The sequence below is a fragment of the Streptomyces sp. NBC_01445 genome (assembly GCF_035918235.1).
Classification (GTDB): domain Bacteria; phylum Actinomycetota; class Actinomycetes; order Streptomycetales; family Streptomycetaceae; genus Streptomyces.
Genome location: NZ_CP109485.1, coordinates 1664232 through 1690298, shown reverse-complemented (window position 1 = coordinate 1690298; position 26067 = coordinate 1664232). Strand labels below are relative to the sequence as shown.

General features: G+C 71.4%; 20 protein-coding genes. 11 read left to right on the top strand and 9 right to left on the bottom strand.

Going from position 1 to position 26067, the window contains the following annotated elements:
* Window positions 1–143: 143 nt before the first annotated feature.
* Complete coding sequence (locus OG574_RS07900) at window positions 144–686, bottom strand: MarR family winged helix-turn-helix transcriptional regulator (protein ID WP_326772523.1); 543 nt, start codon at window positions 684–686, stop codon at window positions 144–146.
* A gap of 39 nt (window positions 687–725) precedes the next feature.
* On the opposite strand from OG574_RS07900, the gene OG574_RS07895 reads away from it, so the two are divergent.
* Entirely contained in the window at window positions 726–1649 is a 924-nt protein-coding gene (locus tag OG574_RS07895) for an EamA family transporter (RefSeq protein ID WP_326772522.1), read from the top strand.
* Window positions 1650–1658: 9 nt separating this feature from the next.
* Here the strand turns inward: OG574_RS07895 and OG574_RS07890 are convergent, their stop codons facing one another.
* From OG574_RS07890 to OG574_RS07865, 6 genes are all read right to left on the bottom strand, one after another.
* A complete protein-coding gene (locus tag OG574_RS07890) occupies window positions 1659–2135 on the bottom strand; it encodes a thioesterase family protein (RefSeq protein WP_326772521.1) in 477 nt (158 codons plus the stop codon).
* Window positions 2132–3100, bottom strand: a complete 969-nt coding sequence (locus OG574_RS07885; protein WP_326772520.1) for a 3-hydroxyacyl-CoA dehydrogenase NAD-binding domain-containing protein — start codon at window positions 3098–3100, stop codon at window positions 2132–2134. The genes OG574_RS07890 and OG574_RS07885 overlap by 4 nt, the downstream gene beginning before the upstream one ends.
* Window positions 3101–3102: 2 nt before the next feature.
* Complete coding sequence (locus OG574_RS07880; protein WP_326772519.1) at window positions 3103–4023, bottom strand: 3-keto-5-aminohexanoate cleavage protein; 921 nt, start codon at window positions 4021–4023, stop codon at window positions 3103–3105.
* A 62-nt stretch (window positions 4024–4085) separates the two neighbouring features.
* On the bottom strand, window positions 4086–4943 hold the full coding sequence (locus OG574_RS07875; RefSeq protein ID WP_326772518.1) for a TetR/AcrR family transcriptional regulator: 858 nt from the start codon (window positions 4941–4943) through the stop codon (window positions 4086–4088).
* A 116-nt stretch (window positions 4944–5059) separates the two neighbouring features.
* A complete protein-coding gene (locus OG574_RS07870) occupies window positions 5060–7078 on the bottom strand; it encodes an endo-beta-N-acetylglucosaminidase (RefSeq protein WP_326772517.1) in 2019 nt (672 codons plus the stop codon).
* A 48-nt stretch (window positions 7079–7126) separates the two neighbouring features.
* Window positions 7127–8368 (bottom strand): glycoside hydrolase 5 family protein, encoded by a 1242-nt coding sequence (locus OG574_RS07865; RefSeq protein ID WP_326772516.1) that lies wholly within the window; start codon window positions 8366–8368, stop codon window positions 7127–7129.
* 198 nt (window positions 8369–8566) lie between these two features.
* Here OG574_RS07865 and OG574_RS07860 point away from each other — a divergent pair, with 198 nt between their 5' ends.
* The 8 genes from OG574_RS07860 to OG574_RS07825 all read left to right on the top strand — a co-directional run bounded on the left by OG574_RS07860 (window position 8567) and on the right by OG574_RS07825 (window position 19231).
* Window positions 8567–9613, top strand: coding sequence for a LacI family DNA-binding transcriptional regulator (locus OG574_RS07860; RefSeq protein WP_326772515.1), 1047 nt, complete (start codon window positions 8567–8569; stop codon window positions 9611–9613).
* Between the two features lie 96 nt (window positions 9614–9709).
* Complete coding sequence (locus OG574_RS07855; protein WP_326772514.1) at window positions 9710–11389, top strand: ABC transporter substrate-binding protein; 1680 nt, start codon at window positions 9710–9712, stop codon at window positions 11387–11389.
* A 7-nt stretch (window positions 11390–11396) separates the two neighbouring features.
* Window positions 11397–12473, top strand: a complete 1077-nt coding sequence (locus OG574_RS07850) for an ABC transporter permease (RefSeq protein WP_326772513.1) — start codon at window positions 11397–11399, stop codon at window positions 12471–12473.
* On the top strand, window positions 12470–13462 hold the full coding sequence (locus tag OG574_RS07845; RefSeq protein WP_326772512.1) for an ABC transporter permease: 993 nt from the start codon (window positions 12470–12472) through the stop codon (window positions 13460–13462). The genes OG574_RS07850 and OG574_RS07845 overlap by 4 nt, the downstream gene beginning before the upstream one ends.
* The gene (locus tag OG574_RS07840) at window positions 13459–14535 is read left to right on the top strand and encodes an ABC transporter ATP-binding protein (RefSeq protein WP_326772511.1); all 1077 of its coding nucleotides are present in this window, start codon (window positions 13459–13461) and stop codon (window positions 14533–14535) included. Before OG574_RS07845 ends, OG574_RS07840 begins: the two co-directional genes overlap by 4 nt.
* Window positions 14519–15538, top strand: coding sequence for an ABC transporter ATP-binding protein (locus OG574_RS07835; RefSeq protein ID WP_326772510.1), 1020 nt, complete (start codon window positions 14519–14521; stop codon window positions 15536–15538). The genes OG574_RS07840 and OG574_RS07835 overlap by 17 nt, the downstream gene beginning before the upstream one ends.
* Window positions 15538–16797 carry an alpha-L-fucosidase gene (locus tag OG574_RS07830; RefSeq protein WP_326778401.1) on the top strand — a complete coding sequence of 420 codons (1260 nt, stop codon included), beginning with the start codon at window positions 15538–15540 and terminating at the stop codon, window positions 16795–16797. The genes OG574_RS07835 and OG574_RS07830 overlap by 1 nt, the downstream gene beginning before the upstream one ends.
* 49 nt (window positions 16798–16846) lie before the next feature.
* A complete protein-coding gene (locus tag OG574_RS07825; protein WP_326772509.1) occupies window positions 16847–19231 on the top strand; it encodes a beta-N-acetylglucosaminidase domain-containing protein in 2385 nt (794 codons plus the stop codon).
* Between the two features lies 1 nt (window position 19232).
* Here OG574_RS07825 and OG574_RS07820 read toward each other — a convergent pair whose 3' ends face one another.
* On the bottom strand, window positions 19233–22214 hold the full coding sequence (locus tag OG574_RS07820) for an NACHT domain-containing protein (RefSeq protein ID WP_326772508.1): 2982 nt from the start codon (window positions 22212–22214) through the stop codon (window positions 19233–19235).
* Between the two features lie 134 nt (window positions 22215–22348).
* Between OG574_RS07820 and OG574_RS07815 the strand changes: the two genes are divergently transcribed.
* Together OG574_RS07815 and OG574_RS07810 are read left to right on the top strand one after the other, a co-directional pair.
* Window positions 22349–24103, top strand: coding sequence for a sensor histidine kinase (locus tag OG574_RS07815; RefSeq protein ID WP_326772507.1), 1755 nt, complete (start codon window positions 22349–22351; stop codon window positions 24101–24103).
* Window positions 24100–24738: a response regulator gene (locus OG574_RS07810; RefSeq protein WP_442816919.1), complete on the top strand. Its 639-nt coding sequence runs from the start codon at window positions 24100–24102 to the stop codon at window positions 24736–24738. The genes OG574_RS07815 and OG574_RS07810 overlap by 4 nt, the downstream gene beginning before the upstream one ends.
* Before the next feature lie 215 nt (window positions 24739–24953).
* Here OG574_RS07810 and OG574_RS07805 read toward each other — a convergent pair whose 3' ends face one another.
* A complete protein-coding gene (locus tag OG574_RS07805; protein ID WP_326772505.1) occupies window positions 24954–26066 on the bottom strand; it encodes a cobalt-precorrin-5B (C(1))-methyltransferase in 1113 nt (370 codons plus the stop codon).
* Window position 26067: the final 1 nt, after the last annotated feature.

The window sequence follows — 26067 nt, the reverse complement described above, 5'->3', positions numbered from 1 at the left end:
CTCGTATCTCGGTGATCTGCAGGGCATCAGTGCAGCGAGAATGCCACAGGAGGCACTCCGTGACGTCAAGTATTCAGGTTTCCAGCGGAGTTGGCTGATCTTTGGCGGTGCGGCCTGCGGCTGTTGCCGGCGCGGCCCCGATGTCAGGCGCCGCGTGGCGGCTCCACGCGGGCGAGCCACGAGGTGAGCAGGGATTCCAGGTGCGCGGCCTCGTCCGGGCCGAGAGTGTCCAGGAGGCGGCGTTCGTTGGTCATGTGCTCGCTGAACGCGTCGTCGATCAGGTCCCGGCCCGCGGGCGTGAGGGCCACCACCCGGCCCCGGCCGTCCCCCGCCGCGCGGCGGCGCGTGACGAGGCCGCCGCGTTCGAGGCGGTCGATCCGCTTCGTCATCGCTCCGGTCGTGACCATGGTGTGCGCGGCCAGCTCGCCGGGGGCCCGCTCGAAGGGCTCGCCGGCGCGGCGCAGCGCGGCCAGGACGTCGAACTCTCCTTCGCTCAGGCCGTATCGCCGGTAGACGAGGCGCAACTGCTCGGTGAGCAGTGCGCCCAGGCGGTGCAGACGGCCGATGACTCCCTGGGGGGTGACGTCGACGTCCGGCCGCTCGCGGGCCCACTCGGCCTGGATGCGGGCGATGTGGTCGAGGGGCTGACCGGGGCGGTGGGGCCCGTGGGGCTGTTCCGGGGGCATGACTTCACTATAGCTTCCATGGAAGACATAATGCCTTCCATGGAAGCTACTCGGCGCTGGACGATGGTCACGGCGATCGCGCCCGTGGCATGGGGAACGACCTACTTCGTCACCCACGCCTACCTGCCCGCGGGGAACCCGCTCTACGGGGCGGTGCTCAGAGCCCTCCCGGCCGGGCTGCTGCTCCTGGGGGTCCGGCGCGAGCTGCCCCGCGGATCGTGGTGGTGGAAGTCCCTCGTCCTCGGCGCCCTCAACATGGGCGCCTTCTTCGCCCTGGTCTACGTCGCGGCGCAACTCCTGCCGACGAGCACCGCCTCGACGATCATGGCGACGTCCCCGGTGGTCATGATGGCCATCGCCTGGGCGCTACTCGCCGAACGGCCCAGCCCGGCGCACCTCGTGGGTGCCGCCGTCGGGATCGCCGGCATCTGTCTGATGCTGCTGACCGGGGCCGCGTCGGCCGACCCTCTCGGAGTGCTCGCCTCCGTCGCGGCGATGGGCATGTCGTCCCTCGGCTACATCCTCGCCAAGCGCTGGAGCCACGCGTCCGACCTGCTCGCGTCGACGTCCTGGCAGCTGATTGCCGGAGGCCTCCTGCTGCTGCCGTTCGCCGTGATGGTGGAGGGGGCGCCGCCGTCGCTCGACGCGCCGGCCGTCCTGGGCTTCGGCTACGTCACCGTCGTGGCGACGGCGCTCGCGTTCGCCGCCTGGTTCGCGGGCCTGCGCCACCTGCCCGCCGCGACGGTCGGACTCGTCGGGCTGCTCAACCCGGTGACCGGGGTACTCCTGGGCACGCTGGTCGCGGGGGAGTCGCTCACCGCGCGCCAGGTCTGCGGCCTGCTCCTGGTCCTCGCCGGCATCCTCATCGGCCGGCGGGTGCGCCGCGCCCCGAGGATCCGCGTCACCGCGGCAGCGGTGACGGTGCCCGGCCCCGCTCCGGAGGCCGGGCACCGTCATGAGTGAACCCCGGACCTACACCACCGCGATCGACCTTCCCGCCCACTCGGGCGGCGGCTCGGTCAGCTCGGTGAAGCGCTCGCGGACCTCGTCGGGGAACGGCGCCGCGCGCCCCGCCTTCTGGTCGACATGCACGGCGAGCAGCTCCGTCGTGGCGACCGGCTGCGCGTCCTCGGCGGGTTCCGTGCCCGGGGCCGCGACCATGTACATCTCGTGGGTGAAGCGGGCCTTCTTGGCGGCGGCGCCCAGGACCCGGCTGCGGACGGCGAGTGTCGCTCCCTCCGGCACGTCGCGCAGATAGCGCAGGTGGGACTCGACCGTGTAGAGGGAGCAGCCGGTGGACTCGCGGTACCCGGAGTGCAGGCCCGTCTCGATCATCAGGGCGTCGGTGGCGTGGCCGAAGACGAGGACGTAGAACGCCTCGCTCATATGGCCGTTGTAGTCGATCCACTCGGTGCGGACGGTGCTGTGCAGCAGGGGCAGCGGTGTCACTTGCCGGCCTCCTTTCGCGCGCCCGGCAGGCGGCCCGTCGCGCGCAGTACGTCGATGACGCCCTGGTCGCGCTCGGCCACGAGGTCGGCGATGGTTCGCCCGGCCGCCGCGTCGTCGCAGCCGGCAACCACGGATTCGTACAGCGCCTTGTCGAGCTCGGGGGCTTCGAGGCGGGTCCACGGCGACTTCAGCGAGGGGCCGAAGTGGTCCAGCATGTGTGCCATGCCGCCCTCGCCGCCCGCGAGTGCGAACGTCAGCATCGGGCCCATGAACGCCCAGCGCAGGCCAGGTCCTTCGGTGATGGAGTCGTCGATCTCCTTCACCGTGGCCTCGCCGTTGGCGACCATGTGCAGGGCCTCGCGCCACAGCGCTTCCTGGAGGCGGTTGGCGATGAAGCCGGGCACCTCGCGGTCCATGGTGATGACGGACTTCCCCGCCACCTCGTAGAAGCGGGAGGACCAGGCCACCGCCTCGGCCGAGGTCCGCTCGCCGCCGACCACCTCGACCAGCGGGATGAGGTACGGCGGGTTGAACGGGTGCCCCACGACGAGGCGGCCCGCACCCTCCGCGTCCGTCTGCATGTCCGTCATCGGATAGCCCGACGTGGACGAGGCGATGACGACTCCGGGCGGCGTCGCGGCGTCCAGGCGGGCCAGCAGGTCGCGCTTGAGGTCCAGCTTCTCCGGGGCGCTCTCCTGGACGAACTCGGCGTCCGCCACGGCCTCTTCGAGGGTGGCCGTCACCGTGAGACGGTCCGTGGACGCACCGTCCGCGAGGCCCAGCTGGGTGAGCGCGGGCCACGCGGCGTCGACGAGACGGCGCAGCCGCAGCTCCGCATCCGGCGCCGGGTCCCAGGCCGTGACGTCGTAGCCGCGGGCCAGGAAGTGGGCGACCCAGCCGCCGCCGATCACCCCGGCGCCCACACAGGCGACGCGGCGTACGTTCTCGGGTTCGGTCGAGGTCATGATCAGGCGGCTCCTTCCTGGGCGACGGACCGGCCTCGGGGCTTGAGGCCGAGCTTCTGGCGGGCCTCGTCCGGGGTGGCGACGCGGGCGCCCATCGCCTCGACGATCGTCACGGCGCGCTCGACGAGCTGCGCGTTGGTGGCCTTGACGCCCTTGCCGAGGTAGAGGTTGTCCTCCAGGCCCACGCGGACGTGCCCGCCGAGCACGACGGACTGCGCGACCCACGGCATCTGCATCCGGCCCAGCGCGAAGCTCGCCCACTGGGCGCCCTCAGGCAGCATGTTGACCATCGACTGGAGTACGCCCGGGTCGGCGGGCGCGCCCCACGGGATGCCCATGCAGAGCTGGAAGACGGTCGGGTCGTCGAGCAGGCCCTCGGCGAGCAGCTGCTTGGCGAACCAGAGGTGACCCGTGTCGAAGATCTCCAACTCGGGCCGTACGTCCAGCTCCTGGATGCGCCGGGCGCCCGCGCGGAGCATGTCCGGGGTGGAGACGTAGAGGTTGCTGCCGTCGCCGAAGTTGAGGGAGCCGCAGTCCAGGGTGCAGATGTCGGGGAGCAGGTCCTCGACGTGCGGGAGCCTTTCGAGGCCGCCGACGAGGTCGGTCCCGGGCAGCTGCTTGAGCGGTTCGTCCGGGTCGATGACCAGGTCACCGCCCATCCCGGCGGTGAGGTTGATGACGACGTCGGTACCGGTCTCCTTGATCCGCTCGACGACCTCGCGGTACAGCCGCGGGTCGCGCGAGGGCGCTCCGGTCTCGGGGTCGCGTACGTGGATGTGGACCTCGGCGGCGCCCGCGTCCGCCGCCTCCACCGCGGAGCGGGCTATCTGCTCGGGGGTGACCGGTACGTGGGGGCTTTTGCGGACGGTGTCGCCGGCGCCGGTGAGGGCGCAGGTGATGATGACGTCCTGGTTCATGGGCATGCGGACATCGCTCCTTGGGCCCGAAGGCCGTTGGGGGCAGGGGGATGTGAGGGAGAGTCAGTTCATTGAGGGGCGGGCGCGGTCAGGGTGCAGTCGACGTACGCGAGCAGCGCCGTGTGCATCGCTTCGGCGTCGGTGCCGGGGGCGCCGGGAGCCGTGGCGAGCACCTGGGTGGCCAGGCCGTCGATCAGGGCGGTGAGCGCGAGCGCGGCCGTCTCCGGGTCGACGGGCCTGAACGAACCCCGCGCGACACCGCGCCGCACCACGTCGGCGACGGTCTCGCGCCACTGCCGGTAGTACTCGGCGTGCAGGTCGCCGACCGCCGTGGAGCGGGCCGCCTCGGCCCACAGGTCCAGCCACACCGCCCACTGCCTGCGCTGCTGCGCGGTGCGCGGCGTCTGGAGCGCGATGAGCTGGCGCAGCTCGTCGGCCGGATCGGCCGCGTCGGCAATGCGCGCCGCCCGGTGGGCGGTGTCCTCGTCCATGCACCACCGCACGGCCGCCTCGAGGAGTTCCGCGCGGCCGGGGAAGTGGTAGTGGATGGCGGCCGTACTGGTCGCGCAGGCCTCGGCGATGTCGGAGACCCGTACGGCGTGGAAGCCGCGCTCGGCGATCAGTCGGACCGTCTCGCGCACGATCTGCGAGGGGCGGCCGCCCTCGACCGGGACGGCGGTGTTCGCCGGGCGGGCCGGGGGCCGGTGCCGCGCGCCGAGCAGCCGGCCCGCGTCCACCTGCCCCTCGTCGGCGATCCGGGCCAGCTCGGCCGCCGTGAAGCGGCGCGTGCCGCTCAGGGACCGGGACAGCTTGGAGGGGTCCATGACGATCCGCCGGGCGAACTCGCGCTGGCTCACCCCGGCGGCGGTGATCACCTCCCGCACCCGGGCGGCGACCGCGTCTCGGTTCTCGTCTCCGTGCTCCACGGTCGACGACCTTAGCCGCGTGTTGAGCAGATCTCAACACGCGGCCATACATTAATCCAGATCAGTCGGCATATTGAGCTACTAACTGTCGCATCAGTCAACAGCTCAACACGTGCTCAACAGGACCAGCGGGCCTCCGCTGTCGCGGGCGTGCTCCGGGACCCGTCCGGCGCGACCGCCACGAGCCGCAGCCGTGTGACGGTCTCCGACGTGGCGGGCGAGGGAAGGCTCACGCAGTACACGTCGTCGTAGATCCGGCCGAGCCAGCTCCCGTCGTCGTCGCGCAGCAGGTCGTAGTGGTGGACCCCGTGTCCGGCGAGGTGCCAGGACAGGAAGACATGGGCCGTGTCTCCGTCCGTGAGCACGTCGTCGACCGTGAAGTCCTCGGGCGGGGCGGGTGCTAGGAACTCGGCTCCGAGCAGGGCGAGTTCGCCGATCCGTATCGCGCAGCGGGTCGGCCGACGGGACGACACGCGCAGGCCGACGGCCGCGATCGTCCGTCCCCGGAAGGGGCCGAGGCCGTGCGTCGTCGTGTGCCAGCCCGCCGCCGACCCGGCCGCGAGCCAGGTGAAGGCGTCGGGCGCGTCCTGGAACAGCAGCCCCACCTCCAGATCCGCGCCGTCCGTGCCGTGGGCGGTCACGGCGAGGCGCTCGGGCCCGGTGACAGCCAGCGCCGTCTTGTAGAGGCGCACCGTCGTCGCGCCGTCCGGCCCGAGCGGACCGGAGATGAGCAGCGAGGACCCGCCGTCGTACGCGAGCTCGTGGTCGAAGGCGACCGACAGAGGGGCGCCTGCACTCTCCGGGCCCGTGCCCTCGGCGCCCGTACCTTGTGCGCCGGTACCCGCTGCGCCCGTACCCTCTGCCCGCGTCCAGAACTGCCAGGTCGGCAGCACGTCCTGGACGGACGCGTTGTGCCAGTCGTCGTCCGAGGCCCGCCGTCCGTCGAGGAAGAAGGCGCGTCCGTGACCGGTGTTGAAGCGGGTGACGAACGGGAACGAGCCGATGACCGACCGCTCGGTGATGTGGTGCGCCACGCCGTCCCACGCCCGGTGGTCGTCCCGGTCGCGTGGCGTCTGTCGGTCGTGGAGGAGGAGGCGGCCGCTACGGGTGGGGTCCTCGTGCGGCCCGGACCAGTAGCGGCGCTCGCGCCGGAACACCGCGTCCTGGGCGTCCGGTTCGTCGTGGCGAGGGGCCAGCTCCTTCACGAAGTGCGAGCCGAACAGCGCCCAGCTCGTGCGCGCCGCTTCCCCCGGCGGGAACAGCAGCCGCGGATCGTACTCGGGGTCGAAGCCGAACTGCTCGTTCTCCGTGCCGTGGAAGACCGTCGCGTAGGGGTCGCGGCCCACCTTCAGGGCCGTCGCACGGGACGTCTCGACGCCCTCAGGCGTCATCCAGTAGTTCGCGAAGAAGCTGTCGGAGACGTCGAGCCAGGGGGCGTTGTCCGCGTTGAGGTGGTTGAGGTAGTCGAGGTGTCCGTCCGGTGTGATCGTGTCGTACCACTGGAGGTGGAATCCCTCCGGGGCGCGCTCCCGCAGTGAGCGCAGCAGGCCGTAAAGGCGCGCCGCCTGGCCGGGTGGTGTCTCGGCCTCGTGGTTGATGAAGTAGCCGTCGAAGCCGAAGTACGCGGCCATCTCGATCAGCTTGTCGGCCACGGGGAACGAGCCGTCGGGGCGCTGCTCCAGATAGTCCTCGAAGTCCCCGGAGCGAGGCCAGAACCAGCAGCCCAGGCTGCGCACGCCGTTGCGATGGGCCGCGTCGGTGTAGGCGGGGTTGGGCAGGTTGACCAGGCCGTGCGCGGGGTCTTCCGTGGGCGAGCCGTCGACGGGGAGGCCGTGCCAGGAGCCGTAGAAGTCGGAGTACTGCCAAAAGCGCAGCAGGCGGCGCGCGAACGCGTCGCCGTACTTGCGGGCCGTGAAGAAGGCGTCGTCGTAGTCGTAGGTCAGGTTCATCAGCTGCGGGCCCGTCGCCAGGTCCGGGTGCGCCTGTGTGGCGGGGAACGGGGGGATGCGCGGCGCGAGCGGGACGCGTGAGCGGAAGTGGCGCGCCCAGCGGTCGGTCCCGGGGCTCCAGCTCTTGAGCGCGGCGGCGTCGTAGCCGTGCATGTACGGGCGCGCGGGGGCGTGGTCGTCAGCCATGAGTCAACTCCGGTGGGGCGGGGACGGGTTCAGGGGCGGATGCGAGCGTCAGGCAACGTTGTCAACCGTCACGACCTCGGTGATCCCGCGCGACGCGAGATGCCCCGCGTCGTCCGCGAGGCCCGCCAGGACCGTCGTCGGACGCGCCCCGTCCGCCGTCAGACGCGTGAACGCCTCGAAGACGGGCCCGCCCGGTGCGCACACCGAGCGGTGCGGGGCCCGGTCCTCGTCGCCCGCGTCCACGACCAGGGCCGTCGTGCGCGGAGCCGGCGCGTGCTCGCGCCCCCGCCACTGGGCGGCGATCGCGGACACGGACTTGCCGGCCGGTTTCACCTCGCCGTCGTTCGTCAACAGGCCCAGGGAGTACTCGAGTTCGGGGAAGTCGGCGAGGTCGCGGCTGACGTCGTGCGAGCACCACCAGGTGACGCCCCACAGATCCGGGCAGTCCAGGGCGGCCTCGACGGTGGCCTCCGTGAACTCGGCCGCGTACTCGGCCGGGATCAGCGGCTGCGGGGCGCCCACCTCCTGGAGCCACACCGGCCGCCGTGGGTCGAGCGCCCACGCCTTCGACAGCTCGACCAGATACGCGGCATGCCCGGAGGTCGCCGGGCCGCTGCGGCCGTGGCGCTGCGCCGTGCCGTTGAACACCCACGAGTGCACCGCCGTCATCGCGCCGAGCCGCGCCGCGTGCGCCGGGGTGAACGGCTGGTCGTCCTGGTACCAGGAGGCGTCGTACTCGGCGTGCAGATGTGGCAGCCCCGGCGCCCCCTCCTCGCACGCGGCGAGCACCCGCTCCAGCCAACTCCCGGCCTGCTCGGGGGTGATGCGGTCCGGGTCCGGATGCGGAGGGCCCGCCGCGAACTGCGCGATCTCGTTGCCGATCGTCATTCCCAGGAAGTTCGGCCGGTCGGCGAGCGCGGAGGCGAGCGTCCGGAGATAGTCCTCCTGGGCCGAGACGACGTCCGGATCGGTGAAGATATTGCGGCGGTGCCAGGTCCGCGTCCACGCGGGCAGGAAGTCGAAACTCGACAGGTGCCCCTGGAGCCCGTCCACGTTGACATCGAGGCCGCGCTCGCCGGCCGCGTCCGCGAGCGCCACCAGCTGCTCGACCGCCCGCGGTCTGATCAGGGAGCGATTGGGCTGGAAGACGGGCCACAGCGGGAACACGCGCACATGGTCGAGGCCCAGCGCGGCGATCGCGTCCAGGTCGGCGCGCACGGCGTCGAGGTCGAAGTCGAGCCAGTGGTGGAACCACCCCTGGCTGGGCGTGTAGTTGGCGCCGAAACGCATCGCGGACTCCCGGCTATCGGAATCGAATCCCGGGCAGTCTGCCCTCAACTCCTTGCTCCCATCCACCCTTTGCGCAGTTCCAGAAGATTTTTACGAGCCCTCTTGCCGGGGCGGCTTTAGCGCTTTAGTCTCCACCGAACTCAAGCGCTTTAGCCAGCCGTGCGAACCGTCCGGCGAAGCGGATCCAGGAGCCAAGCCATGCGGCGTACCCCCGCCAGACGCCCCACCATCAAGGACATCGCGCTGCGCTCGGGCGTGTCCGAGAGCGCCGTCTCCTTCGCGCTCAACGGCAGGCCCGGTGTCTCGGAAGCCACTCGGGACCGGGTCCGCCGCGTCGCCGACCAGCTGGGCTGGCGGCCGAGCGCGGCGGCGCGAGCCCTGTCGGGCGAGGGCGTGGCCACGGTCGGCCTCGTGCTGGCCCGCCCGGCCAGCACGCTCGGCGTCGAGTCGTTCTTCCTCCAGCTCGTCTCCGGCATCCAGGAGGTCCTCGCCAGGCGCCGCCTCGGTCTGCTGTTCCAGGTCGTCGAGGACCTCTCCGCGGAGTGCGACGCCTACCGGCGCTGGTGGGCGGAGCGCCGCGTGGACGGCGTCCTCGTCGTCGACCCGCGGGCGGACGACCCCCGGCCGCCGCTCCTGGACGAACTCGGCCTGCCGGCCGTCGTCATCGGCTCGCTGCCGCCCGGCGACGACGGCACCGGACACCCCGGCATCTCCAACCTGTGGGCCGACGACGCCCGCGCCATGGCGTCCATCGTGAGCCATCTGCACGGCCTCGGACACCGCAGGATCGTGCACATCGCGGGCCTGCCCGAACTCGCTCACACCCGGCGCCGCATCCAGTCGCTGCGCACCGAGGCGGAGCGGCGCGGCCTCACCGACGTCCGGTCGATCACGACGGACTACTCGGACACCGAGGGCGCCGAGGTCACACGCCGCGTCCTCGCGTCCGACGCCCCGCCGACGGCGATCGTCTACGACAACGACGTCCTGGCCGTCGCCGGGCTCGCCGTCGCCGCCGGGCGTGGCATCCTCGTGCCGGACCGGCTCTCCATCGTGGCCTGGGACGACTCCGTCCTGTGCCGCACCGCGCACCCCTCGCTGACCGCGCTCGTCCGCGACACGACAGCCTTCGGCCGACGGGCGGCGGAGGAACTGCTCGCCCTGCTCGACGGCGGACCGGCCCTGCGCGTCGAGGACGAACTGCCTCATCTCGAACAGCGCGGCAGCACCGCCGCCGCGCCCTGAACCGGACCCACCGTCTGCGCCGCCCCCCACACGCAACGCCGCTCGGACAACGATGTCGACCCCTCGTCCCGGAGGTTTCAGGTCCCCATGAACCCCATGAAGCGCACGCACGCCACCACCCCCACGAGCCGGTCCCGCACCCACGGGATCAGAACCGGCACCCTCGGGGCACTCGCCCTCGCGCTCGCCGCGACCGGCTGCTCGGCCACGCCCACGGCGTCCGGAGGGGCGGGCGCCTCGTCCCTCACCGCGAACCTGGGCTTCTCGGGCACCACCATCACCCGGAACTTCAACCCGTTCTCCCTGACCGCGTCGCAGGGCACCTTCGGCTTCCAGTACGAGGCCCTCTTCGACTTCAACATCCTCAAGGGCGGCGAGTTCAAGCCGTGGCTCGGCACCAAGTACACCTGGTCCGACGGCGGCAAGAAGATCACCATCGACCTCGACAAGCGCGCCAACTGGTCGGACGGCTCCAAGCTCACCGCCGCCGACGTGGTCTTCACGATGGACTACGTACGGGACAACAAGCTGCCCCCGAGCTGGGCCTTCGACTACAAGAAGGCGACGGCGGCCGACGACCACACGCTCGAGATCACCTTCGACAAGCCCGCCTACTCGAAGCTCGACTCCATCGGCGGGATCACCCCCGTACCGAAGAAGGAGTGGCAGGGCAGGAACGGCAAGACGTACACCAACCCGAACCCGGTCGGCTCGGGCCCCTACAAGCTCGGGCAGTACAGCGCCCAGCAGCTCACCTTCCAGGCCCGTGCCAACTACTGGAAGCAGAAGGACATCCCGGTCAAGACGGTCAAGGCGCCCGTCATCACCCAGGCTGCCGAGGTGCCCAAGCTGCTCAGCGGGGAGCTGGAGTGGAGCGGCGGGGTCGTGCCCGACGTGCAGAAGCAGTACATCTCCAAGGACCCGAAGAACCACCACGCCTGGTACCCCACGTACGGCGGGCAGTACATGTTCTTCAACCACACGAAGAAACCGTTCACCGATGTGCATGTACGCCGCGCCCTCTCCCTGGCTGTCGACCGCACCCAGCTGCTCGGCATCACCAACCCGGGCATGTTCAACACGCTCAACCTGACCGGCCTGGACTCCAGGACTCAGGGCAAGTGGATCGACGCCAAGTACAAGGATGCCGAGCAGCCCAAGGCAGAACTCGCCAAGTCCCTGGCCGAGTTCGAGAAGGCCGGTTACACGAGGAAGAACGGCAAGCTGGTCGACGGCAGCGGCAAGCAGCTCACCTTCACCATCATCGAGGTCTCCACCTGGGGCGACGCCGTCCAGTTCGACAAGGTCGTGGCCAGCCAGCTGGAGAAGGCGGGTGTGAACGTGTCGGTCAAGCCGACCGACGCCTCGCAGCTCGACGTCAAGCGCAAGAAGGGCGACTTCGACGTCCTGATCGGCGGCGCGGTGTACTACTCCACCCCGTACAACTACTTCAAGGACATGCTCTGGAGCGGGAACGCGGGCGTGTGGACCAACTACGGCCACTACAAGAGCAAGAAGGCCGACGCGCTCATCAAGGAGCTGGGTGAGACCGGCGACCAGGCCGAGATCAAGAGGATCTCCGCCGAGCTCGAGGGAATGATGGTCGACGACGTGCCCGCCGCACCGCTGATCACCATCGGTGTCTCCAGCGAGTACAACAGCAAGAACTGGACCGGCTGGCCGACCGCGAAGAACCCGTACGCGCAGCCCGCGCCCTGGGCCGGCGGGATCGACTCCATGAGCATTCTGCTCAACCTGCGCCCCGCGAAGGGCTGACGACGCCATGACCGTTCCCGCCCTCGGCTCGGTGGACGCCACCGCCGTCGAGCTCCGGCCCGGCCGCCGCCTCAGGAGCGCCAGGCTCGGCACCGCCCGCTACTTCCTGCGGCGACTGGGCTTCTACGCCGTGGCCGCCGCCCTGGCCGTCACCCTCAACTTCCTCATCCCACGCCTGATGCCGGGCGACCCCGCCTCCGCCCTCATCGCGCAGATGCAGCAGAAGCAGACGCTCTCCGGCGACCAGGTGCACGCCATCTACCGCCTGTTCGGGACGCCGGGGGAGCCGCTCTGGGACCAGTACGTCACGTATCTGAACCAGGTCCTGCATTTCAACTTCGGTATATCCGTGGCCTATTACCCCACTCCCGTGTGGGAAGTGATCCGCACCGGGCTGCCCTGGACAGTCGGCCTGGTCGGCCTCACCTCCGTCCTGTCCTTCGTCCTCGGCACCGCCGCCGGCGTCGTGTCGGGCTCCCGCGTGGGGTCGCGTTTCGACTCGTTCATGACGCCCGCGTCCATGTTCATGGGGTCGCTGCCGTTCTTCTGGGTCGCCCTGATCCTCGTCCTCGTCTTCGGGGTGCAGCTCAGCTGGCTGCCGACCAGCGGCGGGTACGACGGCGACATGCTGCCCGGCTTCAACGGGCCGTTCCTGGCCAGCGTCCTGCAGCACGGCATCCTTCCGGCGCTCACGATGGTGATGGCATCGGTCGGGGGGTGGCTCGTCGGCATGCGGAACATGATGGTCACGACCGTCTCCGAGGACTATGTGCTGCTCGCGCGCGCCAAGGGACTGTCCAAGGCGCGCGTGATGTTCCAGTACGCCGCCCGCAACGCCGTCCTGCCGAGCGTCGCCGGGTTCGCGCTCACCATCGGGACCGTCGTCAGCGGGCAACTCCTCGTGGAGATCGTCTTCGCCTATCCGGGCGTCGGATACCTCCTCTACCAGGCGGTCTCCAGTGTCGACTACCCGCTGATGCAGGCCCTGTTCCTGATCGTCTCGCTCTCCGTCCTCGCCGCGAACTTCATCGCGGACTCCGTGTACGGGCTGATCGACCCGCGTGCGAGGGAGACCCGCTCATGAGTGCGTCGGTCCACAGAAAGCACAGCCTGCGCCGCCTGAAGCTGCCCCCGAACCCCAAGGTCCGCATCGGGATCGCGATCTTCGTCTTCTTCGCGCTCCTCGCCCTGCTCGGCCCGTTCGTCGTGCAGAACGTGATGGGTCTCTCGCCCAGTGACGTCGACACCGCGCAGGCCATGGAACTCCCCTCCGCAGAGCACCTGTTGGGTACCACCGCCACTGGCGAGGACGTCTTCGCGCAGCTCGTCGTAGGCAGCAGGATCTCGTTGCTCGTCGGGCTCGTGGCGGGCGTCATCACCACCACGCTCTCCGTCCTCGTCGGGGTCGCGGGGGGCTATCTCGGCGGGCGCGCAGACTCCTTCCTGACCGCCGCCACCAACGTCTGCCTCGTCATCCCCGGCATGCCGCTGCTGATCATCGTGGCGAGCTATGTGCAGGGACGCGGCGGCTGGCTCACCGTGGCCCTGGTCATCGGGCTCACGGCCTGGCCGTGGGGCGCGCGGCAGAAGCGGGCGCAGACACTGTCTCTCCGGCACCGGGACTTCGTGTCCGCGGCCGAGATGACGGGGGAGAGCAGGTGGGGTGTCATCACCCGCGAGCTGATCCCCTCGCTCGCGCCGATCATCTCCGTGAGCTTCCTGGGCGCGGTCGTCGGCTCGATGTTCGCGGACGCCGGCCTCTCCTTCATGGGGCTCGGCAACATCAACATCACGAGCTGGGGCTCGATGCTCTACTGGGCGCAGAACGCAGGCGCCCTGACCCGAGGCGCCTGGTGGTGGTTCGTGCCACCGGGCGCGTGCATCGCCCTGATCGGGGTCGCCGCGGGCCTGATCAACTTCGGAATCGACGAAATATCCAATCCCCGGCTCCGCAAGCCCTCCAAAGAGGTACGCGCCCGGGCCCGCGCCGCCCGGCTGCACGCGGCAGCCGGCGGCTCCGCGGCCAAGGCCACGGCCGGGAAGCCCGCACCTGTTCAGGAGGCCGCGTCATGAGCAGCAGCGGCACGCCGCACTCATCGATCTCGAAGCAGGACACGGTTCGTCGAAGCGAGGACCGCACCCCCCTGCTCACCGTCCGTGGCCTCCACGTCGACTACTTCGACAAGGCGGACCCCGTACACGCCGTGAGCGGCGTCGACCTCGACCTGCTCCGAGGTGAAACCCTCGGCATCGTCGGGGAGAGCGGCTGCGGCAAGTCCACCCTCGTCACCGCCATCACCCGGCTCGAGCGGCCCCCGGCCGTCACGACCGCAGGCTCGGTCGTCTTCCACGGCCACGACGGCACCCAGAGCATCGACGTCCTGCGCCTGACCGAACGTCAACTGGCGGATCTGCGCTGGGAGAACATCGCGATCGTCTTCCAGAGCGCGATGAACGCCCTCAACCCCGTCCTGCGCCTGGGCAACCAGTTCGCCGACGTCCTCCGCCGCCACGGCCGCCTCTCCAAGCGGGAGGCCTGGGAGCGGGCAGGAGAACTGCTCGCCATGGTCGGCATCCCCGCCGACCGGCTGCGCTCGTACGCCCATGAGCTGTCAGGCGGCATGCGCCAGCGCGCCACGATCGCCCTGGCCCTCGCCTGCGAGCCCGACCTCGTCGTCATGGACGAGCCGACCACCGCCGTCGACGTGGTGATGCAACGCCAGATCCTGCGCCAAGTCGCCCGCCTCAAAAGGGAGTTGGGGTTCTCCGTCGTGTTCATCACGCACGACCTGTCCCTGCTCATCGAGATCGCCGACCGGATCGCCGTGATGTACGCGGGCAAGGTCGTCGAGACCGGACCCGCACGGCAGCTCTACACCGACCCGCAGCACCCGTACACCGAGGCCCTGCGCGGCGCCTTCCCGCCGCTGCACGGGCCGCGCCGCGAGATCACCGGCATCCCCGGCTCCCCGCCCGGACTGCGCACCCTGCCCGCGGGATGCGCCTTCCACCCGCGCTGCGCCCGCCGCTTCGAACCCTGCGACAAGGCGACCCCGCCGCTCCTCACCCTCGGCGCCGGTGAGGCCGCGTGCCATCTGCATCAGACCGTACGCGGCGAGGAGGACCACCATGCCCGCACCCGCTGAACCCGTCCTCGAAGCACGCGACGTCGTCAAGCGGTTCCCGCTGCACGGGCCCGGCGGGCACGGCAAGGAGGTGCACGCCGTCGAGCCGACCAGCCTCGCCCTGCACGCCGGCCGCATCACCGCACTCGTCGGCGAGAGCGGCAGCGGCAAGTCCACGCTCGCCCGCATGCTCGCCCTCGCCTACCCGCCCACCGAGGGCGAGATCCGCCTCGACGGCGCCCCCGTCAGGCAGGCCCGCACGGCCCGCGCCAAACGCGCGTACTACCGCCAGGTCCAGATGATCTTCCAGGACCCCTTCTCCTCTCTCAGCCCCGTGCACCGCCTGCGCTACATCCTCAGCCGCCCCCTCCAGCTGCACGGCCACGCCTCCGGGCGCGCGGAGCTCGAGCGGCAGATCCTCGACCTCCTCAACCGCGTCAACCTCACCCCCGCCGACCAGTTCATCGACAAGTTCCCGCACGAGCTGTCCGGCGGCCAGCGCCAGCGCGTCGCCATCGCACGTGCCCTGGCGGCGCGCCCGAAGGTCCTCCTCGGTGACGAGCCCGTCTCGATGCTCGACGTGTCGATCCGCCTCGACATCCTGAACCTGCTCGGCACGCTCCGTGACGACGAGGGCCTCGCGATCCTCTACATCACCCACGACATCGCGGGTGCCCGCTACTTCGCCGACGAGATCAAGGTCCTGTACGCGGGCCAGCTCGTGGAGTCGGGGCCCGCCGACACGGTCGTGGAGCAGCCCAGGCACCCGTACACCCGGCTCCTCCTGGAGTCCGCGCCCGACCCCGACCGCGACGGAGGGATTCTCGACGAGCCCGAGGTCGTCGACGACGAGGAGACCCTCGGCGAACCACCGAGCCTCGTCGACCCGCCGGCGGGCTGCCGCTTCCACCCGCGCTGCCCGCTCGCGAAACCCGTGTGCGCCACGGCGTTCCCGCCGCGCACACATTTCGACGACGGACAGTGGGTGCACTGCTGGAGCTACGACGAGGAGAACTACCGATGATGCAGCCCTGGTTCACGGACGGAAAGCTCGGCATCTTCCTGCACTGGGGGATCTACAGCGTCGACGGCGTCGCCGAGTCCTGGTCCTTCTTCAACGGGCAGGTCCCGTACGACACCTACATGGCGCAGCTCGACGGGTTCGACGCCCAGAAGTGGGACCCGGACGCCTGGGCCGACCTGTTCGTCGAGGCGGGCGCCGCGTACGCGGTCCTCACCGCCAAGCACCACGACGGGGTCGCTCTGTGGGACACGCAGGCGAACGACCTGTCCGTCGTCAAGCGGACCCCGGCCGCCCGCGACCTCATCACCCCGTACGTGGACGCGCTGCGCCGCCGCGGTCTCAAGGTCGGCCTGTACTACTCGCACCTCGACTGGTCCCACCCGGACTACGCCACGGTCCGGCCGGACGGGCAGGACCCCGACGACCGCGGCAACCCGTACTCGATGCCCGCCGTCGGTGACGAGTCACCCGAGCGCTGGGACGCCTTCCTCGCCTTCCACCGCGCCCAGGTCCGCGAGCTCCTCGGGCTCTTCCAGCCGGACCTGCTCTGGTTCGACGGCGAGTGGGAACGCAGCCCGGAACAGTGGCACATGGCCGAACTCGCCGCACTCATCAAGGAGTTGAGCCCACACACCGTCGTCAACGGACGCCTCACCGGACACGGCGACTACGCGACACCTGAACAGGGCGTGCCCGTCGAGCCGCCGAAGGGCCCCTGGGAGCTCTGCCTCACCGTCAACGACTCATGGGGCTTCCAGCCGCAGGACGACCACCACAAGTCGCCCCGTCAACTGGTCCGCGTCTTCGCCGAGACCGTCGGCGGAGGAGGCAACCTCCTGCTCGCCGTGGGCCCGAAGGCCGACGGCACGATCCCGCCCGTGCAGGCCGAGCGCCTCGAAGCGCTCGGCGAGTGGATCGCCGGACACCGGCCCGCCGTCCGCGACACCGTGCGCGGCCTGCCCCACGGCCACTTCTACGGCCCCTCCGCCCTCTCCGCAGACCGCCGCACCCTCTACCTGTTCCTCTTCGACCGGCCCAACGAGTACGTCGTGCTGCGCGGCGTCCGCAACGCCGTCCGCTCGGCGCGGGTCCTCGGGTCCGGCACGGACGTCCGCCACGAGCGCGTCGGCGGGCTCGGCGAGGTGCCCGGCTGGGAGTACCTGTACGTCACCGACGACCAGCTCGACCCCCTGTGCACGGTCGTCGCCCTCGAACTCGACGGCGAACTCGACCTGTACCGCGAACACACCCGCGACTGACACCCCCGCACTCCACCCCCCTGACCCGATATCACGGAGGCAGAGCCCCATGACAGCCCGAAGAGCCCTGCACGCCTGTTCCGTCGCCACCCTGCTCGTCGCCGCGTCCGCCGCGGCCGTCCCGCCCGTATCGGCGCACGCGCCGGACCACCGCCTGCCCGTCGTCTCGCCGACCCCGCAGCACATGACCCGCACCGGAGCCGACGTCGCCCTGCCGTCGCGCGCCGAACTCGTCGTCGGCGACACCACCGACAAACCCGCCCGCGACCTCCTCACCGCCACCCTGCGCGCCCACGGAGTCCGCCACGTCGACGTCCGCACCAAGGCGTCGGGGCACGCGCCCCTGACCCTGCTCCTCGGCCCGGCCACCCGCCCCGACGTGGCGAAAGCCCTGCGCGGCACCGACGTCCCCACCCAGGACGAGGGCTACGCCGTGCGCGTCGCCGGACGGACCGCAGCGCTCGGCGGCACCGACGCGACCGGCCAGTTCTACGCGGCCCAGACGTTCAGACAGCTCGTCACCAAGGGCAAGATCGCGGGGGCGTCCGTCTCCGACTTCCCGTCCATGCGGCTGCGCGGCTCCATCGAGGGCTTCTACGGACCGCCCTGGACGGAGGCGGAGCGCCTGGACCAGATGGACTTCCTCGGTGAGGTCAAGTCCAACACCTATGTGTACGCGCCCAAGGACGACCCGTACCACCGCGACAAGTGGCGCGAGCCGTACCCGGCGGACAAGCTCGCCCAGCTCGGCACGCTCGTCGACCGGGCCCGCGCCAACCACGTCCGCTTCACCTTCGCCGTCTCGCCGGGCGGCTCGGTCTGCTACTCGGACCCGGCCGACGTGAAGGCCCTCACCGCGAAGCTCCAGGCGCTCTACGACCTGGGCGTGCGCTCGTTCTCCGTGCCGCTCGACGACATCAGCTACACCAAGTGGAACTGCGACGCCGACCAGCAGAAGTTCGGCGCCCCGGGGCGCGGCCCCGCCGCGAAGGCCCAGGTCGGTCTGCTCAACACCGTCCAGCAGGACTTCATCGCGACCCACGACGGCGCCAACCCGCTCCAGATGGTGCCCACCGAGTACGGCGACCTCACCGACACCGCGTACAAGCAGGAGATCCGCGGGAACCTCGACAAGAACATCGAGGTCATGTGGACCGGCACGGACGTCGTCCCGCCGGAGATCACCAACGACCAGGCGCAGAAGGCGTCCGAGCTGTTCGGGCGCAAGGTGTTCGTCTGGGACAACTATCCGGTCAACGACTTCGGGCGGACCTCGGGACGCCTCCTTCTCGCCCCCTACGACAAGCGTGAGCCCGGCCTCTCCGAGCACCTCAGCGGCCTCGTCTCCAACCCGATGAACCAGGAGGCGGCCAGCAAGCTCGCCGTCTTCACCATGTCCGACTTCTCGTGGAACGACCGCGGTTACGACCGCACCCGCTCCGCCCGTCAGTCCGCGCTGCACCTGGCCGGCGGGGACCCGCGCGTCGCCGACGCCGTACAGACCTTCGTCGACCTCAACCACATGGCACCGACGTTCGGCGCCAAGCCGTGGCAGCCGCAGTCGCCGATCCTCAGCGCGCAGCTCGAGAAGTTCTGGAAGGCGTACGAGAGTGACCCGACGGCCGCGATCCGCGCCTTCGCGCCGACCGCGGCGAACATCGGGCGCATCCCGGCGGTCCTCCGCGCCGGCGTGCCCGACCAGCAGTTCCTGCACGACGCCGGGCCCTGGCTGGACTCCACCGCGCTGTGGGGCAAGGCCCTCGGGCACGGCCTCGCCGCGCTGAAGGCCATCGACGCCCATGACGCGGACAAGGCGGCCGACGAGCGCGCCGCGATGGAGAAGGCGGCCGACGCCGCCTCGCACATCACCATCGACCCGGCCGAGCACCACCAGCCCGGACCCGTGAAGATCGCCGACCCGTTCCTCGGCGACTTCGTCAGCCAGGTCCAGGACCTGCACGACGCCTCGAAGGGCCTCGAGCCGCTGCGGCAGCTCGCCCTGAACAAGGACACGAAGCAGAGCTCGGACTACGCCTCGGACGGCGAGTTCCCGTACGGCGCGGCCAAGGCGGCCGACGGCGACCGCTTCAACTTCTCGACCACCAGCGGCAAGGAGGCACAGCCCTGGTGGCAGGTCGACCTCGGCTCCGTCGCCGACCTGGAGCGAGTCGACGTCTACAACCGCAGCGACTGCTGCGCGGACCGCACCAAGGACTACTACGTCCTGGTCTCCGACGAGCCCTTCACCGGCACCCTCGCCGACCAGCTGACCAAGCCCGGCGTGTGGTCCCACCACGAGACCGCGCAGGCCGGCGGCCCGACGGCGATCCCGGTGACGGCACACGGCCGCTATGTGCGGGTGTGGCTGGCGAGCGAGAAGCCCGTCGAGTTGAACATGGCGGAGGTCGAGGTGTACGGCAGGGCGCGGAGCTGATCTACCGCGTGAACGAGTAGATCTCGCTCCGCAGGTCCGCCGGCAGCCGCGCGTCGTCCCGCGCCGCGGCGGTGGCCAGCAGCGCCGTGACGCGATGGACGTGGCTGCCCGGCAGGGCCTCCATGCCGCGCAGCACCCGGCGGTACGTCAATTCCAGCTCGGTGTCGGTCAGTTCCACGCCGCCGCTGAGCAGGAGGTGCAGGAGGTCGTGCGCGAGCGAGGTGGCCGGCTCCCCTTCCGTGGCCACGAACGTGGTCACGGAAGGGCCCAGCCACGCGAACACCGGGTCCATGACGTGCCGCACGACGGAGTCGTTCGTCCCGCCGGACACCTCCATCTTGTGCCAGATCTCGTCCCAGTAGGGCCGGGACCAGCCGGGCCCGCCGTGCCCGCGCGGGTAGCGGTAGAGCCAGTTCGCGTCGACCGGGTCCGGCGGTGCGGGCGCGCCGTGCCGCGGCGTGACGTCGAGCGTGCGACGGCCGTCGGCGTCCCAGGACCGGTGCAGGGTCATCGACAGCGCGAAGTCCGTCCACTGCTCCTCGTTGAGCGCCGAACGCCACAACAGGGCGTGCCGGTGCCAGGCACTGACCGGGTTCGCCGAGCCGGGGAACAGCTCGGCGGCCGTGGTGCCGCCCGTCAGCAGCAGGATGACCAGGACGAGATTGGCGCCGTAGAGGCCGTGCCGCGACGCGACCCTCAGCGTCGCGGGCCGGTAGGCGGGGTGCTGGTCACCGGTGCGGGTCTCGTGCTGGTCGAGTACGCGGATCAGGACGCGGCTGAGCCTGTCCCGCTCGGCCGAATCCATCCGCGCCGCCATCGCGCCGGCGAACCGCAGCATCTGGCGCCCGGACAGGGGCGCGTACGAGAGCAGGGCGTACGCCAGATCGTCGTCCACGCGCTGGTCGCCGAGGGCGAGGGCGGGCCGGTTCTGTACGAGCGCGCTCAGTACGTGCAGCGCGAGCCGCACCGCCAGATATTCGCCGAACGTGGCGTGCAGGAACTCGTACGTCGCGAGGACCAGGCCGTCGCGCACCGACTGGGCGCGCTGCACGAAGTAGAACCGGCCGAGCGCGACCTCGGCCGCGCCGAGCGGCGTGCGGAACCCGGAGGCCCCGGGGGACGAGCGGCCCAGGAGCGCGGCCAGATCCTCTTCGAGCTCGGCCGCCGAGACCCACTGACGGCGCCGGTTGAGCAGGGCGAACGCGACCAGGGACAGGCGCTGCATCTCCAGCTCGGCGCGCTCGCGCAGGAGGTCGTCGGGCACGGCGTCCCCGCTCGTCTTGCCGACCTCACGGCGCGCGAAGGAGAACAGGAGCTCCTCGTACAGGTCGGCCTCGTCCAGCGGTTCGCCGCCGTCGCGCTGCAGGCCGTTGCCCGCCACGTCGTACAGGGCCAGCATCGTCAGGAGCAGCGGCTGCGCCGCGAGCGCCGCGTGCCGCGACACCACCTCCCACGACAGCGGGCGCAGGCTCCTCGCCGCGAACCCGGCCGCGTTGGCGTCGTTCCACACCGCGAGCCACTGCTGGATCTGCGCGGCGCGGAACGGCTCGAGGCGCAGCGCCACCATGCCGTCCGGGTAGCGCGCGCGGTCGGCGACGGACGTGCGGCTGGTCACCAGGGCCAGCAGGGGACGGCCCTGTTCCGACTCGCGCTCCTGGAAGCGGGCCACGCGGACCAGGAAGTCGTTGTGGTGCACCCCGGTCGTCTGCAGCAGCTCGTCGAACCCGTCGAGCAGGAGCACCGGGACCGCGCCCCCGGCCGAGCGGACCAGATCGGGCCATGTGACGCGCTCGCCGGTCGCGGCCCGCACCGCCTGCTCGATCTGCTCCTGGAGATCGTCCTCGGCGCGTACGTCGCGCAGCGGCACCCGCACCGGCAGGAATCCTGCCGCGGGGAGCCGCGCCGCGAGTACCCGCGTCAGGACGGACTTGCCTGCGCCGGGCTGCCCGAGCACCAGCAGGGGGGTCCGCTCCTGTCCTGCCGAGGTCAGCGCCCCGGCGAGATACCGGGTCAGGTCCTCGCGCACCGGGGCCCGTTCCCACCACGCCTCGTCGGCGGGCCCGTGCTGCCCGGCCACCGGCCGCACCCGGAAGTCCGGGTCCAGATACATCTCCTCCAGGGCCGGTACGCGGATGCCGTCGGGCGCCGACGCCGCGTCCAGCACCGGACGGGAGAGCGCTGCCTCGTGGGAGCGGGCCAGGGCGGCCGCGACATCTACGGGCGGCCGCGCGTGCGACGCCGTACCGGCCAGCAGCGCCTCGATCCCCGCGAGGGCCCGCCGGACACCGGCCCGCGTCGCCCGGTGTTCGGTCAACGTGGCCCAGAACCCGAACTCGGGTGCCTGTTGGGCGAGTTGGGCGTACAGACTGTCATAGTGGACACACGCCGCACCCGGCAGCGCACCCGTCAGGGTCCGCTCCGCCGCATCCCGCCCCGCCGGTGTGAGCGTGTCCCACACCGCGAGGCCCGCCACGAACCGCACAAAGCGCCGGGACAGGGCCGTGTACCAGTCGCGGAGCTCCCGCGCCACGTCCTCCGGCGCGAGGTGCGGCGCAGGGAACGGTGCGTCCACCGCGGCGAGGGCCCGCGCGAAACCGGCGTCCGGTTCCCCGGCCCCGACCAGCGACAACTGCTCGCCGCGGGTCATGCGCACCGCGTCGAGGGAGAACGGAAGGTCCTGCTCCGCGAGCGCCTCGAACCAGCCGAGGACCACGACGACCGTGTGTGCGGCCCGCAGCACCTCGCCCCGCTCGACCCGCCCGTCCGCCGCCCTGAGCCGCGCCCCGACCCCGCGCACCGCGTCACGGCCGAGCCCCAGGATCCGGCCCCGCGCGTCCGCGATACGGAGGATTCCGTCGCTCACACCGCCCGTCGCCACGGCCAGCACCCCGCCGAGCGACCGGTCGAGCGCCGCGAGGCGCGGCGGATCGGCGCCGAGCAGCACCAACGCGTCCGACAACGACAGCAGCCTGCGCGAACCCACCCGAACCCCCCATGGATCATGTGCGGACGGCCGCCACTCTGCCAGGACACGAGGTCGGGGTCCATCGAGCACGGTGCGTAAGCTGTGCGACACCGAGTGCGCGCCGTTCCTCCGAATGGCTTACCGTGTGGGCCGTGGACAGTCAGGGGAAGCGTGCGGTTCGGCTGCGCCTGACCGGGGCCGCGGCGCTCGCCGCCGTATCGGGAGCGGCGGGCTCGTGGGCGTACCTGCGGGCCGGTGGGTCCGCGGGCGACGTGGTGCGAGACCTCTCCGTGGGCTGGGCGTACGCGGCCGCGGGGATCGTGGCCTGGCGGCGCAGGCCCGCCAACCGGACCGGCCCCCTGATGGTCGCCGAGGGCATCACCTGGTTCCTCGGGAACCTCCAAGGCACCTCCGTACCCGCCCTGTTCGCGTTCGGCGCCTGGTGGGAGGCGCTGAACATGGCGATCCTCCTGCACCTCATCCTCTGCTTCCCCGAGGGCCGCCTCACGACGGTCCTGACGCGGCGTCTGGTCCAGTTCGCGTACGGGCTCGTCGCGGTCGGCGGCCTGCTGCGCACGCTCCTGTTCGACCCGGCACAGGCCACCGGCGCGACGTATCTCGACTGCGTGGGCTGCGGTCCGAACGCCCTGTTCATTCCCGGCACCCACGACCTCTTCGGCCCCGTCGACACCGTGTACCACGCGCTCGGCTGGGTCATCTCCGCCGGCGCGGCGGTGGCCGTGGTGCAGCGCTGGCGGCACGCCTCGGCCGCCCGCAGGCAGGCGCTGCTCCCGGCCTGGATCGGCATCGCCGTCGCCGTCGTGTTCCTGATGTGGGACATGCTCTTCTACGTCGTGCCGTGGTTCGGCCACGTCGGCGACACCGGTGAGCAGGCCGTCTATCTGCTGTCCGACCTCGCGCAGGTCGCCGTGCCGTTCGCGTTTCTCGCCGGCCTGCTGCGCATGCACCTCCAGCGCGCCGAGGTCAGCGGCCTCGTCATCGAGGTCGGCACCGACCCCGACCCGGCCCGGCTGCGCGAGGCGCTGGCCCGCGTCCTGGGCGACCCGACGCTGAGGCTCGGCCTGTGGCGGGAGGAGCGGGGCGCCTACGTCGACGGCTCCGGGCGTGAGGTGACGGTGGACGGCCCCGGCCGCACCCCCGTCGGCGCGGCGGACGGCCGGCCACTCGCGCTCCTGCACCACGACCCCGCGCTCATCGACGACCCGGAACTCCTCGCGTCGGTGGCCGCCGCGCTGCGCCTCGCCCTGGAGAACGTGTGGCTGCGCTCCCGCGCCAGGGACGTGAGCACGCGGATAGTGGAGGCGGCCGACTCCGAGCGCAAGCGCCTGGAGCGGGATCTGCACGACGGGGCACAGGCCAGGCTGGTCTTCGCGCTGATGGCGCTGCGACGTGTCGAGCGCGGCCTCGCCGACCATCCCGACGCAGCCCTGCGCGCATCCGTGACCGAGGCGGAGTCCAGCCTCAGGCTCGCCATCGAGGAGCTGCGGGGCCTCGCCCACGGTCTGCACCCGGCGGTCCTCACGCGCGAGGGCCTCGGCCCCGCGCTGACGGCGCTGGCCAGGGAAGCGACCCTGCCGGTGGTCGTCGCGGCCGAACCCCGGCGCTACGACGCGGTCGTCGAGTCGACCGCCTACTTCACGGTGTGCGAGGCCCTGTCCAACGCGGCCAAGCACGCCGGTGCCCGCGCCGTCAGCGTCTCCGCGACGCACCACGACGGCCGGCTCGTCATCGAGACCGTCGACGACGGAGTCGGGGGAGCGGACAGCGCGCGCGGCAGTGGCTTGCGCGGCCTCGCGGACCGGCTCGCCGCCGTCGACGGAGTGTTGCATGTACACAGTCCCGCCGGTGGCGGGACCAGAATCAGGGCGGAGCTTCCGTGCGGGTGATCGTTGCCGAGGACTCGGCGCTGCTGCGGCAGGGGATCGTACGACTGCTGTCGGACGAGGGGTTCGAGGTGTCCGCGGAGTGCTCCGACACGGGGCCGCTCCTCGCGCTCGTCGCCGAGCACCGTCCGGATGCCGTGCTCCTCGACATCCGCATGCCGCCGACGCACACCGACGAGGGTCTGATCGCGGCGGCCGCGATCCGCGCGGCGCACCCCGGCACGGGGGTGCTGCTGCTGTCCCAGTACGTCGAGACGACCGACACCGTCAGGGCCCTGGCGGAGCAGCCCGAGGGCTTCGGCTATCTCCTCAAGGAACGCGTCGCCGACATCGACGAACTCGGCGGAGCGCTCAAGCGCGTGGCGTCCGGCGAGACGGTCCTCGACCCGCTCGTCGTGGCCAAGCTCATGAACACCCCCCGCCCAAGGAGCCTTCTCGACGACCTCACCGGCAGAGAGCGGGATGTGCTGGCCCTGATGGCCGAGGGCCACTCGAACGAGGCGATAGCCCAGCGTCTCGTCATCGGCGGAAAAACGGTGGAGACGCACGTACGGAACATCTTCGGCAAGCTGCGCCTGGAGCAGGATCTGCTCGAACACCGGCGTGTGCGCGCGGTGCTGACCTACCTGCGCGCCTGACCCCGCCCGTGCGCGCGGAGTGAAGAGGTCCCGGCTGACCGCTCCGAAGGCGACGTCGTCCCCCGATTTGCCCCCGTGGCTCCCCCGTACGTCGACTGCGGAGCGGTGCCGGTGAACTCAACTCTAGGCAGCGCGCGGGCCTGGGACATCAGGGCCAGCCCTGAGATCCGGAGTAGTTGCTACCGGAACCGGGCCACGGGGGACGAAGTCCGTGTTCAGCAGGGTGCGCAGCGCCCGACCACCGCACCCGCGCGGTCGATGCAGAGTACATCGACCTGAACGGGTGCGCCCCGCAACACGCGCAGAGCCTCGTCGCGGGCGGTCGCGGCCACCAGGTCGCCGAGCGGCGGCCACAACTGGAGTGCGGCGAGGCCCGTGTTGGCGTCCGCCACCGCCGCCGCGACCTCCGCGCCCGCGCCCGCCTCGGCCGCGAGCCCGGCCAGGAACGACTTGTCGACCTGCGAGCGCGCCGAATGCAGATCCAGATGCCCGGCCGCGAGCTTCGAGAGTTTGGCGAACCCGCCGCAGACCGTGAGCCGGTCGACGGGATGCCGGCGCACGTACTTGAGGACGGCGCCCGCGAAGTCACCCATGTCGAGGAGCGCGTCCTCGGGCAGTCCGTACTCGGCGACCACGGTCTTCTCGGACGTCGACCCGGTGCAGCCCGCCACATGCGTGCGCCCGGCGGCCCGCGCCACGTCCACACCGCGCCGGATCGAGTCGATCCACGCGGAGCAGGAGTACGGCACCACGATGCCCGTCGTCCCCAGGACGGACAGCCCGCCGAGTATCCCGAGCCGCGGGTTCCAGGTCGACCGGGCGATCTCCTCGCCGTGATCGACGGACACGGTGATCTCGACGTCACCGCTCCCGCCGTGGCGCTGGGCGACGGCCGCGACGTGGTCCCGCATCATCTGCCGCGGCACGGGGTTGATCGCCGGTTCCCCGACGGCGAGGGGCAGCCCGGGGCGGGTCACGGTGCCGACGCCCGGGCCCGCCCGGAACACGACGCCGGACCCGGCGGGCAGCAGCCGCACCGACGCCCGCACGAGCGCGCCGTGCGTGACGTCCGGGTCGTCGCCCGCGTCCTTCACGATGCCCGCCATGGCGTGCTCACGGGTCAGCTCCTCGGCCGCCAGCGCGAACGCGGGCGTCTGCCCCTTCGGCAGCGTGATCGTCACCGGGTCCGGGAAGTCGCCGGTCAGAAGCGCGGTGTACGCGGCCGTGGCCGCGCCCGTCGCACAGGCTCCGGTCGTCCAGCCGGGCCGCAGCCCGGTGTGCTTGAGTTGGGCGCCGCGTCCGCCCTTGGCCCCGCCCGCCTCACTCATG

Bases quoted from the DNA above. Each gene is read 5' to 3' on its own strand.
- OG574_RS07845 (WP_326772512.1), top strand. From the start codon at position 12,470: ATGAGTGCGTCGGTCCACAGAAAGCACAGCCTGCGCCGCCTGAAGCTG.
- OG574_RS07900 (WP_326772523.1), bottom strand. From the start codon at position 686: ATGCCCCCGGAACAGCCCCACGGGCCCCACCGCCCCGGTCAGCCCCTC.
- OG574_RS07855 (WP_326772514.1), top strand. From the start codon at position 9,710: ATGAAGCGCACGCACGCCACCACCCCCACGAGCCGGTCCCGCACCCAC.
- OG574_RS07865 (WP_326772516.1), bottom strand. From the start codon at position 8,368: ATGCGTTTCGGCGCCAACTACACGCCCAGCCAGGGGTGGTTCCACCAC.
- OG574_RS07880 (WP_326772519.1), bottom strand. From the start codon at position 4,023: ATGCCCATGAACCAGGACGTCATCATCACCTGCGCCCTCACCGGCGCC.
- OG574_RS07840 (WP_326772511.1), top strand. From the start codon at position 13,459: ATGAGCAGCAGCGGCACGCCGCACTCATCGATCTCGAAGCAGGACACG.
- OG574_RS07830 (WP_326778401.1), top strand. From the start codon at position 15,538: ATGCAGCCCTGGTTCACGGACGGAAAGCTCGGCATCTTCCTGCACTGG.
- OG574_RS07885 (WP_326772520.1), bottom strand. From the start codon at position 3,100: ATGACCTCGACCGAACCCGAGAACGTACGCCGCGTCGCCTGTGTGGGC.
- OG574_RS07835 (WP_326772510.1), top strand. From the start codon at position 14,519: ATGCCCGCACCCGCTGAACCCGTCCTCGAAGCACGCGACGTCGTCAAG.
- OG574_RS07860 (WP_326772515.1), top strand. From the start codon at position 8,567: ATGCGGCGTACCCCCGCCAGACGCCCCACCATCAAGGACATCGCGCTG.
- OG574_RS07805 (WP_326772505.1), bottom strand. From the start codon at position 26,066: ATGAGTGAGGCGGGCGGGGCCAAGGGCGGACGCGGCGCCCAACTCAAG.
- OG574_RS07850 (WP_326772513.1), top strand. From the start codon at position 11,397: ATGACCGTTCCCGCCCTCGGCTCGGTGGACGCCACCGCCGTCGAGCTC.
- OG574_RS07825 (WP_326772509.1), top strand. From the start codon at position 16,847: ATGACAGCCCGAAGAGCCCTGCACGCCTGTTCCGTCGCCACCCTGCTC.
- OG574_RS07895 (WP_326772522.1), top strand. From the start codon at position 726: ATGGAAGCTACTCGGCGCTGGACGATGGTCACGGCGATCGCGCCCGTG.
- OG574_RS07870 (WP_326772517.1), bottom strand. From the start codon at position 7,078: ATGGCTGACGACCACGCCCCCGCGCGCCCGTACATGCACGGCTACGAC.